This is a genomic window from Pseudomonas sp. FG98, assembly GCF_057808595.1.
This window is the reverse complement of record NZ_JBMDIJ010000012.1, coordinates 107,520-122,366: the sequence shown is the minus strand read 5'-3', so window position 1 is coordinate 122,366 and position 14,847 is coordinate 107,520. Positions and strand designations below refer to the sequence as shown.

11 protein-coding genes are annotated in these 14,847 nt (G+C 60.7%); 1 reads left to right on the top strand and 10 read right to left on the bottom strand.

From position 1 onward, the window contains the following. Positions 1-194: 194 nt before the first annotated feature. The 10 genes from brnQ to sdhC form a co-directional block, all read right to left on the bottom strand. Entirely contained in the window at positions 195-1,505 is a 1,311-nt protein-coding gene (gene brnQ, locus ACODSK_RS11290; protein WP_489016012.1) for a branched-chain amino acid transport system II carrier protein, read from the bottom strand. A 292-nt stretch (positions 1,506-1,797) separates the two neighbouring features. After that, positions 1,798-2,682, bottom strand: a complete 885-nt coding sequence (gene sucD, locus ACODSK_RS11285) for a succinate--CoA ligase subunit alpha (RefSeq protein ID WP_004376004.1) — start codon at positions 2,680-2,682, stop codon at positions 1,798-1,800. Then, on the bottom strand, positions 2,682-3,848 hold the full coding sequence (sucC, locus tag ACODSK_RS11280; protein WP_023629628.1) for an ADP-forming succinate--CoA ligase subunit beta: 1,167 nt from the start codon (positions 3,846-3,848) through the stop codon (positions 2,682-2,684). Before sucC ends, sucD begins: the two co-directional genes overlap by 1 nt. Before the next feature lie 175 nt (positions 3,849-4,023). Beyond that, a complete protein-coding gene (gene lpdA, locus ACODSK_RS11275; protein WP_489016011.1) occupies positions 4,024-5,460 on the bottom strand; it encodes a dihydrolipoyl dehydrogenase in 1,437 nt (478 codons plus the stop codon). 95 nt (positions 5,461-5,555) lie between these two features. Next, complete coding sequence (gene odhB / locus ACODSK_RS11270; RefSeq protein ID WP_489016009.1) at positions 5,556-6,779, bottom strand: 2-oxoglutarate dehydrogenase complex dihydrolipoyllysine-residue succinyltransferase; 1,224 nt, start codon at positions 6,777-6,779, stop codon at positions 5,556-5,558. A 40-nt stretch (positions 6,780-6,819) separates the two neighbouring features. Further along, positions 6,820-9,651, bottom strand: a complete 2,832-nt coding sequence (locus tag ACODSK_RS11265; protein WP_489016008.1) for a 2-oxoglutarate dehydrogenase E1 component — start codon at positions 9,649-9,651, stop codon at positions 6,820-6,822. Between the two features lie 234 nt (positions 9,652-9,885). Beyond that, positions 9,886-10,590 (bottom strand): succinate dehydrogenase iron-sulfur subunit, encoded by a 705-nt coding sequence (locus ACODSK_RS11260; RefSeq protein WP_489016006.1) that lies wholly within the window; start codon positions 10,588-10,590, stop codon positions 9,886-9,888. Between the two features lie 11 nt (positions 10,591-10,601). Next, positions 10,602-12,374, bottom strand: a complete 1,773-nt coding sequence (gene sdhA / locus ACODSK_RS11255; protein WP_009396298.1) for a succinate dehydrogenase flavoprotein subunit — start codon at positions 12,372-12,374, stop codon at positions 10,602-10,604. Positions 12,375-12,377: 3 nt separating this feature from the next. Further along, the gene (sdhD, locus tag ACODSK_RS11250; protein ID WP_009396297.1) at positions 12,378-12,746 is read right to left on the bottom strand and encodes a succinate dehydrogenase, hydrophobic membrane anchor protein; all 369 of its coding nucleotides are present in this window, start codon (positions 12,744-12,746) and stop codon (positions 12,378-12,380) included. Further along, positions 12,740-13,126 (bottom strand): succinate dehydrogenase, cytochrome b556 subunit, encoded by a 387-nt coding sequence (gene sdhC / locus ACODSK_RS11245; protein WP_170394861.1) that lies wholly within the window; start codon positions 13,124-13,126, stop codon positions 12,740-12,742. Before sdhC ends, sdhD begins: the two co-directional genes overlap by 7 nt. Before the next feature lie 351 nt (positions 13,127-13,477). Here sdhC and gltA point away from each other — a divergent pair, with 351 nt between their 5' ends. Then, positions 13,478-14,767, top strand: coding sequence for a citrate synthase (gene gltA, locus ACODSK_RS11240; RefSeq protein ID WP_009396293.1), 1,290 nt, complete (start codon positions 13,478-13,480; stop codon positions 14,765-14,767). Positions 14,768-14,847 lie beyond the last annotated feature (80 nt).

The following is a 14,847-nucleotide window of genomic DNA, read 5'->3' as shown; positions in this document are numbered from 1 at the left end:
GCCGCGATGGCGTCGGTGATTCCACCATCGTAATCGCGGCGGTCCGGCGTTCCGGTGAACCCGCTCCCACAGGGGTCCTTGTTGTACTTTCGAGCATGAAAAAGCCCCGCCTCCTGGATAGAAGGCGGGGCTTCGCGCAATCACCTCGGGCGGGCGTCGATGGCTTGTGGCCTCGCCTGCCCTTCGGCGTTGTGTCAGGCCGTCACTTCACGCGACTTGCCGAGCATGCGGTCACAGACCACAGCCACCACCAAGGTCGCCACGCATGGCACCAGCCAGGCCAGACCTTGCTCGCTCAGCGGCAGGTGCTCGGCCCAGGACGGCAGCCACTGCAGGCCAGCGCCCTTGATCGCATCGATGATGCCGAAGACCAGCGACACCGCCATGACCGGTGCCATGATGCGGGTCTGCGAGTGCCACATGCCTTTGCAGAAGCTCAGGCCGACCAGCACGATGCACGGCGGGTAGATGGCGGTCAGGACCGGTACCGAGAACATGATCAGCTTGGTCAGGCCGAGGTTGGACACCACCAGCGAGAAGGCGGCGAGGATCACCACCAGTGCGCGATAGGACAGCGGCAGCAGACGGCTGAAGTACTCGGCACAGGCGCAGGTCAGGCCAACCGCGGTTACCAGGCAGGCCAGGGCGATCAGTACTGCCAGGAAGCCACTACCCAGGGAGCCGAAGGTGTGCTGTACATAGGCATGCAGCACCACGGCGCCGTTGGTGGCGGTGGCCGCGATATCGTGGCTGCCGGCGCCGAGGCGGAACAGGCTGATATACACCAGGGTCAGGCCGACACCGGCGATCAGACCGGCGATCACCGCGTAACGGGTGATCAGGCGCGGCGACTCGACACCGCGGGAGCGGATCGCGTTGACGATAACGATGCCGAACACCAGCGCGCCGAGGGTATCCATGGTCAGGTAGCCCTGGATGAAGCCCTGGGAGAACGGCGCCGCGACATAGGCCGGCTGCGCTTCACCGATGGTCCCGGCAGGCAGGGCAAAGGCAGCAATGCCGAGCACGGCCAGGGCGATGATCTTCAGCGGCGCGAGGAAGCGGCCCACGGTATCCAGCAACTTGCCTGGGTACATAGACACGGCCAGCACTACCAGGAAGTACACCAGGCTGTAGATGAACAGCGCGATCGGGCTTTCACCGGTCAGCGGCGCGACACCCACTTCGAAGGACACGGTCGCGGTACGCGGCGTGGCGAACAAAGGGCCGACCGCCAGATAGGCGGCAGCGGCCAGCAGGCCACCGGCGATCTTGCCGATCGGGCTGCTCAGTTCGTCCATGCCGCCGCCGACCTTGGCCAGCGCAACCACGGTGATCACCGGCAGGCCGACTGCAGTGACCAGGAAGCCCAGGGCCGCGAGCCACACGTACGGACCGGACTGCAAACCAACGATAGGCGGGAAAATGATATTGCCGGCCCCGACGAACAACGCGAACGTCATAAAGCCAAGCGCCAGGATGTCCTGGCCTTTCAAAACTTTCATTTAAGGAAATACCACACTGCGTAAATCGGAATTTAGAGAGGGATTTCCCCTTGGGTTAGGGAAATGTTTTTTCCGCCCTGATTGAGGCGGACTTTTATAGCGTGGCGCGCCCTTTTGGGGAGCGAACACGAAATGAACGCGCATGGTACTCAATTTGCCGCTCTGGCGCACGGTCTTGGGGCGGTTTGTCCGATGAGTGAACTGGAATGTCGCAAACGGTTGCGCAAGATCAAAGCCGCGTAAACGAAAAAGGCCACCCGAAGGTGGCCTCTTTCTGCTGGTCAGCGAAGAATTACTTCTTCACTTCCCAACCGGTCAGCTCGGCCAGGGCCTTGCCGATGTCAGCCAGGGAACGCACGGTTTTGACACCAGCGTCCTGCAGGGCTGCGAACTTCTCGTCCGCGGTGCCTTTGCCGCCAGAGATGATGGCGCCAGCATGGCCCATGCGCTTGCCCGCTGGGGCAGTCACACCGGCGATGTAGGAAACCACTGGCTTGGTCACGTTGGCCTTGATGTAGGCAGCGGCTTCTTCTTCGGCCGAACCACCGATTTCACCGATCATGACGATGGCTTCGGTTTTCGGGTCTTCCTGGAACAGCTTCAGGATGTCGATGAAGTTCGAGCCCGGGATCGGGTCACCACCGATACCGACGCAGGTGGACTGACCGAAACCGGCGTCAGTGGTCTGCTTGACCGCTTCGTAGGTCAGGGTGCCGGAACGGGAAACGATACCGACCTTGCCTGGCAGGTGGATGTGACCTGGCATGATGCCGATCTTGCACTCGCCCGGAGTGATGACGCCTGGGCAGTTAGGGCCGATCAGGGTAACACCCAGCTCGTCGCACTTGACCTTGGCATCCAGCATGTCGAGGGTAGGGATACCCTCGGTGATGCAGACGATCAGCTTGATGCCGCCGAAGGCAGCTTCCAGGATCGAGTCCTTGCAGAAAGGAGCCGGAACGTAGATGACCGAAGCGTCGGCGCCGGTAGCTTCCACGGCTTCCTTGACGGTGTTGAACACCGGCAGGCCCAGGTGGGTGGTGCCACCCTTGCCTGGGGTAACGCCGCCGACCATCTTGGTGCCGTAGGCGATGGCTTGTTCGGAGTGGAAAGTACCTTGCGAGCCGGTGAAGCCCTGGCAGATGACTTTGGTGTCTTTATTGATCAGGACGCTCATTACTTGCCCTCCGCAGCTTTTACAACTTGTTGAGCAGCGTCGGTCAGGCTGGTGGCCGCAATGATGTTCAAACCGCTTTCTGCCAGTACTTTAGCGCCCAGTTCGGCGTTGTTGCCTTCGAGGCGAACGACGACCGGTACTTTAACGCCGACTTCTTTCACTGCACCGATGATGCCTTCGGCAATCATGTCGCAGCGAACGATGCCGCCGAAGATGTTGACCAGAACGGCCGCGACATTGCTGTCGGACAGAATGATCTTGAAGGCTTCGGTAACGCGCTCTTTGGTAGCACCACCACCTACGTCGAGGAAGTTGGCTGGCTTGCCGCCGTGCAGGTTGACGATGTCCATGGTACCCATGGCCAGGCCGGCACCGTTGACCATGCAGCCGATGTTGCCTTCGAGGGCAACGTAGTTCAGTTCGAACTTGGCAGCGTGGGCTTCACGGGCGTCGTCCTGGGACGGGTCGTGGAAGGTCTTCAGCTTAGGCTGACGGTACATGGCGTTGGCGTCGATGTTGATCTTGGCATCGAGGCAGTGCAGATCGCCGTCGGCCTTGATGACCAGCGGGTTCACTTCCAGCAGGGCCAGATCGTGATCCTTGAACAGCTTGGCCAGGCCAACGAAGATCTTGGCGAACTGTTGAACCTGCTTGCCTTCCAGACCCAGCTGGAATGCCAGTTCACGACCCTGGAACGGCTGAGCACCGACCAGCGGATCGATGGTTGCCTTGAGGATCTTCTCAGGAGTGTCGTGAGCGACTTTCTCGATGTCCACGCCACCTTCGGTGGAGGCCATGAACACGATACGGCGGCTCGAACGATCGACCACAGCGCCCAGGTACAGCTCTTTGGCGATGTCGGTGCAGGACTCGACCAGGATCTTGGAGACTGGTTGACCGTTGGCGTCAGTCTGGTAGGTCACCAGATTCTTGCCCAACCATTGTGCAGCGAACGCCTTGGCGTCTTCCTTGCTGCGAACCAGCTTTACGCCGCCCGCTTTACCGCGACCACCGGCGTGGACCTGGGCTTTGACGACCCACTCCGAACCACCGATCTTGTCGCAGGCTTCTGCTGCTGCTTCAGGGGTGTCGACTGCGAAACCCTTGGAAACTGGCAGGCCGTATTCAGCGAACAGCTGCTTACCCTGATACTCGTGAAGATTCATGCTTTTTACCGTCTTCGTTAGGTACTGCGCTTCGGCGCTGCGCCCGTGAGGGGTGCCGCGCCACCTGTGACCGCTTGCCCCCGGTATGCTCCGGGGGTTCGAGTCCGGCGGACTTTCCGCGGTGAGTCATGCACGCAAGACTCACGACGGGCCGACCGCCGTGGTTTTCTTATAGTTAACGCTTTTTACGGTTGGCTACGTGGATGGCACCGCCATTCACGGCCAGCGCGGCTTCATGCAGCGCTTCGGACAGGGTCGGATGGGAGAAGACCATCATGCCCAGGTCTTCGGCACTGGTGCCGAATTCCATTGCGATTGCACCCTGCTGCACCAGTTCGGCGGCGCTTGGGCCAATCACGTGTACACCCAGGACGCGGTCGGTCTTGGCATCGGCGATGACCTTGACGAAACCACCGGTATCGTTGGCTGCCATCGCACGGCCGCTGGCCGCGAACGGGAAGGTGCCCACGTTAACCTCAACACCCTCGGCCTTCAAGGCTTGTTCGGTCTTGCCGACCCAAGCGATTTCCGGGTGGGTGTAGATGACCGAAGGAATCAGGTCGTAGTTCATCTGGGCTTTGTGGCCCTTGATGCGCTCGACGACCATGATGCCCTCTTCCGACGCCTTGTGCGCCAGCATCATGCCGCGAACCACGTCGCCGATGGCGTAGACACCAGGCACGCTGGTGGCGCAGTGATCGTCAACGAACACGAAGCCGCGCTCGTCGATGGTCACGCCGCTGTCGGCGGCCAGCAGGTCGGTGGTTACCGGACGACGGCCGACCGCGACGATCAGCTTGTCGAAGATGATCTTCTGTTCGCCGTTGGCGTCGGTGTAGGTCACTTCGACTTCGTCGCCGTTGACCTTGGAACCGGTCACGCGAGCGCCCAGCTTGATGTCCAGACCCTGCTTGGTCAGGGTTTTCAGGGCTTCCTTGGAAACCGCGGTGTCGGCGGCCATCAGGAAGGTGTCCAGGGCTTCCAGGACAGTGACTTCGGCACCCAGGCGAGCCCAGACCGAACCCAGTTCCAGACCGATGACGCCAGCACCGATGACGCCCAGGCGCTTCGGAACCGATTGGAATTCCAGGGCGCCGGTGGAGTCGACGATGACGTTCTGGTCGACCGGAGCCGGCGGAATGTCGATCGGGCGGGAGCCGGAAGCCAGGATCACGTTCTCGGCTTCGATGATTTCGGTGGTGCCGTCAGCCTTGGTGACTTCGACTTTCTTGCCGGCCAGCAGCTTGCCGTGGCCCTGGATCGAAGTAACGCCGTTGGCCTTGAACAGGGTGGCAACGCCGCCAGTCAGGTTCTTGACGATACCGGCCTTGCGGCCAACCATCGCGGCGACGTCCATCTTGACTTCACCGGTGGAGATACCGTGGACGTTGAAGCTCTCTTTGGCTTCCTTGTACTTCCAGGAGCTGTCCAGCAGCGCCTTGGATGGAATGCAGCCAACGTTCAGGCAGGTACCGCCCAGGGCCAGCTTGCCTTCGGCATCGGTGTATTTCTCGATGCAGGCAGTGGAGAAGCCCAGTTGCGCGGCCTTGATGGCGGCCACGTAGCCGCCAGGACCTGCACCAATTACTACTACGTCGAACTTCTGGCTCATAAAAGATTCCTTTATTGCTTCAAGCTGCAAGCCGCGAGGCGGCGAACACGGGGCCTCTCGTGAAGGCCCCGCGCCCATCGCTCACGGCAGCGTATTTAGATGTCCAGCAGCAGGCGTGCCGGGTCTTCCAGCAGATTCTTGATGGTCACCAGGAAAGTCACAGCTTCTTTACCGTCGATCAGGCGGTGATCGTAGGACAGTGCCAGGTACATCATCGGACGGATCACGACCTGACCGTTAATGGCCATAGGACGCTGGATGATGTTGTGCATGCCGAGAATGGCGGCCTGCGGCGGGTTGACGATCGGGGTCGACATCATCGAACCGAAGGTGCCGCCGTTGGTGATGGTGAAGGTACCGCCGGTCATCTCTTCGATGGACAGCTTGCCGTCACGGGCCTTCTTGCCGAAGGTGGCAATGCCGTTCTCGATCTCGGCCAGGCTCATCAGCTCGGCATTACGCAGTACTGGCACGACCAGGCCGCGGTCGCTGGAGACGGCAACGCCGACGTCCGAGTAGCCGTGGTAGACGATGTCGGAACCGTCGATCGAGGCGTTGACTGCCGGGAAGCGCTTCAGCGCTTCGGTAGCGGCCTTGACGAAGAACGACATGAAGCCCAGGCGTACGCCGTTGTGGGTCTTCTCGAACAGGTCCTTGTACTTCGAACGCAGGGCCATGACTTCGGTCATGTCGACTTCGTTGAAGGTGGTCAGCATGGCCATGTTCGACTGTGCTTCGACCAGACGCTCGGCAACCTTGGCACGCAGGCGGGTCATCGGTACGCGCTTCTCGGTGCGGTCGCCAGCGGCGGTGACCACAGGAGCGGCAGCAGCGGCGGCTGGCTTGGCAGCCGGGGCAGCGGCAGGAGCGGACTTCTTGGCAGCAACGGCAGCCACGACGTCTTCCTTGGTCACGCGACCGCCTTTGCCGGTGCCGGCAACGGAAGCCAGGTCGATGCCGTTCTCTTCAGCCAGCTTGCGCGCGGCTGGAGCGGCGATCGGGTCGTCTTCGCCAGCGTCGGCGGCAGCAGCGGCCTGGGCAGGCGCGGCAGCCGGAGCAGCGGCAGGAGCGGCAGCAACGCCACCGGCTTCGATCGAACCCAGGACTTCGTCGGACAGGACGGTGTCGCCCTCGCCCTTGACGATCGCGCCCAGTACGCCATCAGCGGTGGCCAGGACTTCCAGAACGACCTTGTCGGTCTCGATGTCGACGATCAGTTCGTCACGCTTGACGGCTTCGCCCGGCTTCTTGTGCCAGGTGGCAACGGTGCCGTCGGCAACCGATTCCGGGAAGGTAGGGGCTTTGATCTCGATAGCCATTATCAGTGGTTCCTTAATTCGGTTTCAGGTGCGCGGGGCATTAAACGGTGAAGGCATCTTGCAGCAGTTTTTCCTGCTGCTCGGCGTGCATCGAAGCGTAACCACAGGCTGGTGCCGCGGACGCATCACGACCGGCGTACTCAAGGACCAGGTCCTTGTTGTGACGACCGAGGATGCGGCGCATGTGGTGCTGGCTGCTGTACCAGGCGCCCTGGTTCATCGGTTCTTCCTGACACCACACGACGTTCTTCAGTTCGGTGTATGGCGCGAGGATTTCAACCAGATCGTCTTCAGGGAACGGATACAGTTGCTCGATACGCACGATGGCGATGTCTTCACGACCTTCGGCACGGCGTTTTTCCAGCAGATCGTAGTAGACCTTGCCGCTGCACAGGACCAGACGGGTGACTTTCTTCGGATCGAGGGTATCGATTTCCGGGATCACGGTCTGGAACGAGCCTTCGGCCAGTTCTTCCAGGGTCGAGATGGCCAGCTTGTGGCGCAGCAGCGACTTCGGCGTCAGCACGATCAGCGGTTTGCGCAGCGGACGGATCACCTGGCGGCGCAGCAGATGGTAGATCTGGGCCGGGGTGGTCGGTACGCAGACCTGGACGTTGTGCTCGGCGCACAGCTGCAGGTAACGCTCAAGACGTGCCGAGGAGTGCTCGGGGCCCTGACCTTCATAACCGTGTGGCAGCAGCATGGTCAGACCGCACAGACGGCCCCACTTGTGCTCGCCGCTGGTGATGAACTGGTCGACGACCACTTGCGCGCCGTTGGCGAAGTCACCGAACTGGGCTTCCCAGATCACCAGCGCGTTCGGCGTGGTGGTCGAGTAGCCGTATTCGAAGGCCAGTACCGCTTCTTCCGACAGGAAGGAGTCGTACAGGTCGAACTTCGGCTGGCCGGCAAACAGGTTCTGCAAAGGCAGGTAGGTGCTGGCGTCCTTCTGGTTGTGCAGCGCCGCGTGGCGGTGCGAGAAGGTGCCGCGACCAACGTCCTGACCGGTGATACGCACCGGGTGACCTTCGAACAGCAGGGTCGCGTAGGCCATGGTTTCGGCGTAGCCCCAGTTGATCGGCAAGCCACCGGCCTGCATCTTCTGGCGGTCTTCGTAGATCTTCGAAACCTGACGCTGGACCAGGAAGCCTTCCGGCAGTTCCAGCAGCTTGGCAGACAGTTCCTGCAGGGTCTTCAGATCGAAGCGGGTGTCGTGACGCGCGGTCCAGGCATGGCCCAGGTATGGACGCCAGTCGACGAACAGCTCCTTGTTCGGCTCCTTGACCAGGCTCTTGACCACGTGCAGGCCGTTGTCCAGGGCGCTGCGGTACTCGTCGACCTTGGCCTGGACGCGCTCGGCATCCAGACGACCAGCCTGCACCAGGCTGTCGGCGTAGAGTTCGCGGGTGGTGCGCTGCTTGGCGATCTGCTGGTACATCAGCGGCTGGGTGCCGTTCGGCTCGTCGGCCTCGTTGTGGCCACGACGACGGTAGCAGACCAGGTCGATGACCACGTCACGCTTGAACTGCATGCGGTAGTCGACGGCCAGCTGGGTCACGAACAGCACCGCTTCCGGATCGTCACCGTTCACGTGCAGGATCGGCGCCTGGATCATCTTGGCGACGTCGGTGCAGTACTCGGTGGAACGGGAGTCCAGCGGGTTGCTGATGGTGAAACCAACCTGGTTGTTGATCACGATGTGCACGGTACCGCCGGTCTTGAAACCGCGGGTCTGCGACATCTGGAAGGTTTCCATGACCACGCCCTGACCCGCGAACGCGGCGTCACCGTGGATGGAAATCGGCAGGACCTTGTCGCCAACGGTGTCGTTGCGGCGATCCTGGCGAGCGCGTACCGAACCTTCCACTACTGGCGAGACGATTTCCAGGTGGGACGGGTTGAACGCCATGGCTAGGTGGACTTCGCCGCCTGCGGTCATCACGTTGGACGAGAAGCCCTGGTGGTATTTCACGTCACCGGAGCCCAGCTCGACCTTCTTCTTGCCTTCGAACTCGTCGAACAGCTCGCGCGGGTTCTTGCCGAAGGTGTTGACCAGCACGTTGAGACGGCCACGGTGGGCCATGCCGATGACAACTTCCTTGGTGCCGTAGGAGCCGGAACGCTGGATCATTTCGTCCAGCATCGGGATCAGGCTCTCGCCACCTTCCAGACCGAAACGCTTGGTGCCCGGGTACTTGGTGCCCAGGTACTTCTCCAGGCCCTCGGCAGCGGTAACGCGCTCGAGCAGATGGCTCTGGATGTCGGCGGAGAAGGACGGACGACCACGCACGCTCTCCAGACGCTGCTGGAACCAGCTGCGCTGCTCGGAGTCGACGATGTGGGTGAACTCGGCGCCGATGGTGCGACAATATGTCTGCTGCAACGCATCGAAGATTTCGCGTAGGCTCGCTTCCTCTTTGCCGATGAACAGGTCGCCGGCACGGAAGGTCGTATCAAGATCGGCATTGGTCAAGCCGTAATGATTGATCGACAGGTCGACTGGCGCAGGGCGCTGCCACAACCCCAGGGGGTCGAGCTTCGCGGCTTGGTGGCCGCGCATACGGTAGGCCTGGATCAGTCGCAGCACTTCAACCTGCTTCTTCTCATGCTCACTGCTCACGCTACCGGCGGACACCGGTTGGGCGCGGCGCTGGTTCTTTGCCAGCAGCACGAAATGGTCGCGGATCGTCGAGTGCGATACATCGGTAGCAGTGCTGCCTTCTGCGGGCAACTTCTGGAAGTAGGTGCGCCACTCTTCTGGCACAGCGTTAGGGTCGTGCAGGTAGAGCTCATAAAGCTCTTCCACATATGCAGCGTTACCACCTGACAGGTGGGCGCTGTTCCACATGCGCTGCATCACGCTTTCTTGCATGCTTGGTCACCCTCGGTTAGGGGCCTCGATCGACAGAACCACGTAAGCCTGGAGTCATCTCACCAAAACCAGGCCTGCAAGATCCCGCAGATTTACCGGGTACCAGCCCGGATGCCCCTGCTGGTCTCATATCTTCATAGGTAAAAGCTCGGGCTTATGACCCTCGCTTGGTTTCACCTCGGTGCGGGCAAGATGCCCGCACTTCGGCGTACTGCGGTTACAACATCTTCAGAATCAGGTACCGCTTTGCAGCAGCATGTTGCGTACGTGACCGATCGCCTTGGTCGGGTTCAGACCTTTAGGGCAAACGTTCACGCAGTTCATGATCCCGCGGCAGCGGAATACGCTGAACGGGTCATCCAGGGACGCCAGGCGCTCCTGGGTCTTGGTGTCGCGGCTGTCGGCCAGGAAACGATAGGCCTGCAGCAGAGCGGCTGGACCGAGGAACTTGTCAGGGTTCCACCAGAACGACGGGCAAGAGGTCGAGCAGCAGGCGCACAGGATGCACTCGTACAGACCGTCCAGCTTGTCACGCTCTTCCGGCGATTGCAGACGCTCGATGGCCGGAGCCGGAGTATCGTTCTGCAGGAACGGCTTCACCTTCTCGTACTGCTTGTAGAAGATGCTCATGTCGACGACCAGGTCACGGATAACCGGCAAACCAGGCAGCGGACGCACGACCAACTTGTTACCTTTTACGACAGAAGACAGCGGCGTGATGCACGCCAGGCCGTTCTTGCCGTTGATGTTCATGCCGTCGGAACCGCAAACGCCTTCACGGCAGGAGCGACGATAGGAGAAACCTTCGTCCTGCTCCTTGATCAGCGCCAGCACGTCCAGCACCATCAGGTCCTTGCCACCGGTATCGATCTGGAACACCTGGGTTTTAGGGGCCGAGTCGGTATCCGGGTTGTAACGATAAACTTCAACTTGCAACATGGCAGCCACCCTTAGTAAGTCCGGACTTTTGGTTCGAACGCCGGTACGGTCTTCGGCGCGAAGTTGACTGCACGTTTGGCAACCCGCTTCTCACCTGGGAAGTACAGGGTGTGGCACAGCCAGTTTTCGTCGTCACGGTCTTCGTAGTCTTCACGGGCGTGAGCGCCACGGGACTCTTTACGGACTTCGGCCGCGATGGCGGTAGCTTCAGCGACTTCCAGCAGGTTCTGCAGCTCCAGCGCTTCGATACGTGCGGTGTTGAAGGCCTGGGACTTGTCGTTGATCTTGACGTTGGCGATACGCTCGCGCAGATCGGCCAGCTGGGCGATACCTTTCTGCATGTATTCGCCGGTACGGAACACACCGAAGTAGTTCTGCATGCAGCTCTGCAGCTCGCGCTTCAGGGTTGCCACGTCTTCGCCAGTGGTACGCTCGTTGAGCTTGTTCAGGCGGTTCAGGGCAACTTCGACGTCGGTGTCGCTGGCGTCGCGGTATTCGATACCGTCGGTCAGCGCTTTTTCCAGGTGCAGGCCGGCGGCGCGACCGAATACCACCAGGTCGAGCAGCGAGTTGCCGCCCAGACGGTTGGCACCGTGTACCGATACGCAAGCGACTTCACCTACGGCGAACAGACCTGGAATGATCTGGTCCTGACCGTTGGCGTCCTGGGTGATGGCCTGGCCATGAATATTGGTGGCAACGCCGCCCATCATGTAGTGGCAGGTTGGAACGACCGGAACCGGCGCGACCACAGGGTCGACGTGGGCGAAGGTCTTGGACAGTTCGCAGATGCCTGGCAGGCGGCTGTGCAGGACTTCCTCACCGAGGTGGTCGAGCTTCAGCATCACGTGGTCGCCGTTCGGACCGCAGCCGTTGCCGGCGATGATTTCCTTGACCATCGAACGCGCCACGACGTCACGACCTGCAAGGTCCTTGGCGTTCGGAGCATAACGCTCCATGAAACGCTCGCCATGCTTGTTGATCAGGTAGCCACCCTCACCGCGGCAACCCTCGGTGACCAGTACACCTGCGCCGGCGATGCCGGTTGGGTGGAACTGCCACATTTCGATGTCCTGCACCGGAACGCCGGCACGCAGGGCCATGCCCACGCCGTCACCGGTGTTGATCAGGGCGTTGGTGGTCGAAGCATAGATACGACCTGCACCGCCAGTGGCCAGTACAGTTGCCTTCGAACGGATGTACTGGGTTTCGCCGGTTTCGATGCAGATAGCGATCACACCGACGAACGCGCCGTCCTGGTTTTTCACCAGGTCAACTGCGTAGTACTCGTTGAGGAAGGTGGTGCCTGCCTTCAGGTTGCCCTGGTACAGGGTGTGCAGCAGCGCGTGACCGGTACGGTCGGAAGCGGCGCAGGTACGGGCAGCCTGGCCACCTTTACCGAAGTCCTTGGACTGACCGCCGAACGGACGCTGGTAGATACGGCCGGTTTCGGTACGCGAGAACGGCAGACCCATGTGGTCCAGCTCGAAAACCGCAGCCGGGCCTTCCTGACACATGTATTCGATAGCGTCCTGGTCACCGATGTAGTCGGAACCCTTGACGGTATCGTACATGTGCCAGCGCCAGTCATCGTTCGGGTCGGCCGAAGCGATGGCGCAGGTGATGCCGCCCTGGGCGGATACAGTGTGCGAGCGGGTCGGGAAGACCTTGGTGATCACGGCAGTCTTGTGACCACCCTGGGCCAGCTGCAACGCAGCGCGCATGCCGGCGCCGCCACCACCAACGATGATGGCGTCGAAAGAAATGGTTGGAATGATAGCCATGAATCAGATACCCCAGAGAATCTGCACACCCCAGACGAAGTACGCGAACATCGCGACACCACATACCGCCTGGAACAGGAAACGAATCGCAGTCGCCGACTTGCCGAACGCCATAGGGGTCAGGTAGTCGGTTGCAATGGTCCACATGCCGACCCAGGCGTGAGCGCCCAGGGCAACCAGTGCCAGCAGACTGAAGATACGCATCGCGTTATTGGAGAACAGAGCGTGCCACTGGGCATATTCGATGCCAGGGTGCGCCACCAGGTAGCCGATCAGGAAGATGAAATAAGCCGCGAGAACGACCGCAGAAACGCGCTGCGCCATCCAGTCATAGAGGCCCGAACGCGAAAGGTTCGTGACGTTGGTTACCATATCCAAACTCCCGCCAGCACGATCACCACCACGGAGATGACGATGACAATTTTCGAGCCCAGTTTGCCGCCTTCCAGCGTCTCACCGATGCCCATGTCCATGATCAGGTGGCGCACACCGGCCACCAGGTGATACAGCAAGGCGGACAGCAGAGCCCAGAACACGAACTTGGCCAGCGGACTGGTCAGACACGCCTTCACCTCGCCAAAGCCTTCCTCGGAACCCAGGGATTTGCCCAATGCATAAAGCATGATGGCCAGGCCCAGGAACAGGATGACGCCGGAGATGCGGTGAAGAATGGACGTGTAAGCGGTGATCGGGAGTTTGATGGTCCTTAGGTCTAGGTTTACAGGTCGTTGGCTTTTCACGGCTTTTTTCACACTGAAGAGCCCCTAGCAAGCAGGGCAAAGTTGTTGGTAAGTGTACTGGTCAGGTACCCACCACCCAGGGAGCGGCGACCCCCAGTGAGACGGGCGCGGATGCCCCTGGCGGTCGGGTGCCGAGTATAGACAGTTAGGCTACTAATGACAACGTGAAGGGGTAGCCCAAATAGCGCATTGCCTTTATCGAACAAAAGGCGTAAATGGGCGGCATTTTCGAGGAAAAACAGTGCCTAAGCCCCATTACAACCGTGCTTTAGGCAAATTGACTTTCGAATTTATCTCTCTATAGTGATGCGGGCCCTGCGTGGGGGGTCTGTCAGATGATTTCAAGCATTAATAGGAGGCCACATGGCTGACAAAAAAGCGCAGTTGGTCATCGAGGGCGCAGCCCCCGTCGAGCTGCCCATTTTAACCGGCACCGTTGGTCCAGATGTTATCGACGTTAGAGGGTTGGGGGCCACGGGTCACTTCACTTTCGACCCTGGTTTCATGGCGACCGCATCCTGCGAGTCGAAGATCACCTACATCGACGGCGACAAGGGCATCCTGCTGCACCGCGGCTACCCGATCGAACAGCTCGCCGAGCAATCCGACTACCTCGAAACCTGCTACCTGCTGCTCAACGGCGAACTGCCGAACGCCGAGCAGAAGGCCCAGTTCGTCAGCACCGTGAAGAATCACACCATGGTGCACGAGCAGTTGAAGTCCTTCTTCAACGGCTTCCGCCGCGACGCCCACCCGATGGCCGTCATGTGCGGTGTGGTCGGCGCCCTGTCGGCGTTCTACCACGACTCGCTGGACATCAATAACCCGCAACACCGGGAAATCTCCGCCGTTCGCCTGGTCGCCAAGATGCCGACCCTGGCCGCGATGGTCTACAAGTACTCCATGGGCCAGCCCATGATGTACCCGCGCAACGACCTGTCGTACGCGGAAAACTTCCTGCACATGATGTTCAACACCCCGTGCGAGATCAAACCGATCAGCCCGGTGCTGGCCAAGGCAATGGACCGGATCTTCATCCTCCACGCCGACCACGAGCAGAACGCCTCCACCTCCACCGTGCGCCTGGCAGGCTCGTCGGGTGCCAACCCGTTCGCCTGTATCGCCGCCGGCATCGCCGCACTCTGGGGCCCTGCCCACGGCGGTGCGAACGAAGCCGTGCTGACCATGCTGGATGAAATCGGCGACGTCTCGAACATCGACAAGTTCATCGCCAAGGCGAAGGACAAGAACGATCCGTTCAAGCTGATGGGCTTCGGTCACCGCGTCTACAAGAACCGCGACCCGCGCGCCACCGTGATGAAGCAGACCTGCGACGAAGTCCTGCGCGAGCTGGGCATCACCAACGACCCGCAACTGGAACTGGCAATGCGCTTGGAAGAGATCGCCCTGACCGATCCGTACTTCATCGAGCGCTCGCTGTACCCGAACGTCGACTTCTACTCGGGCATCATCCTGAAGGCGATCGGCATTCCAACCAGCATGTTCACCGTGATCTTCGCCCTGGCGCGTACCGTCGGCTGGATCTCGCACTGGAAGGAAATGCTCTCCAGCCCGTACAAGATCGGCCGCCCTCGTCAGCTGTACACCGGCTACGAGTCCCGCGACCTGGTCAAGCTGGAAGACCGCAAGTAAGCCGTCGACCAGACACAAAAAAGGCTGCCTGATGGCAGCCTTTTTTGTTAGCCCAATAATTACAGTTTCCGAGTAATAGC

Bases quoted from the DNA above. Each gene is read 5' to 3' on its own strand.
- odhB (WP_489016009.1), bottom strand. From the start codon at position 6,779: ATGGCTATCGAGATCAAAGCCCCTACCTTCCCGGAATCGGTTGCCGAC.
- lpdA (WP_489016011.1), bottom strand. From the start codon at position 5,460: ATGAGCCAGAAGTTCGACGTAGTAGTAATTGGTGCAGGTCCTGGCGGC.
- sucD (WP_004376004.1), bottom strand. From the start codon at position 2,682: ATGAGCGTCCTGATCAATAAAGACACCAAAGTCATCTGCCAGGGCTTC.
- ACODSK_RS11265 (WP_489016008.1), bottom strand. From the start codon at position 9,651: ATGCAAGAAAGCGTGATGCAGCGCATGTGGAACAGCGCCCACCTGTCA.
- ACODSK_RS11260 (WP_489016006.1), bottom strand. From the start codon at position 10,590: ATGTTGCAAGTTGAAGTTTATCGTTACAACCCGGATACCGACTCGGCC.
- gltA (WP_009396293.1), top strand. From the start codon at position 13,478: ATGGCTGACAAAAAAGCGCAGTTGGTCATCGAGGGCGCAGCCCCCGTC.
- brnQ (WP_489016012.1), bottom strand. From the start codon at position 1,505: ATGAAAGTTTTGAAAGGCCAGGACATCCTGGCGCTTGGCTTTATGACG.
- sdhD (WP_009396297.1), bottom strand. From the start codon at position 12,746: ATGGTAACCAACGTCACGAACCTTTCGCGTTCGGGCCTCTATGACTGG.
- sucC (WP_023629628.1), bottom strand. From the start codon at position 3,848: ATGAATCTTCACGAGTATCAGGGTAAGCAGCTGTTCGCTGAATACGGC.
- sdhA (WP_009396298.1), bottom strand. From the start codon at position 12,374: ATGGCTATCATTCCAACCATTTCTTTCGACGCCATCATCGTTGGTGGT.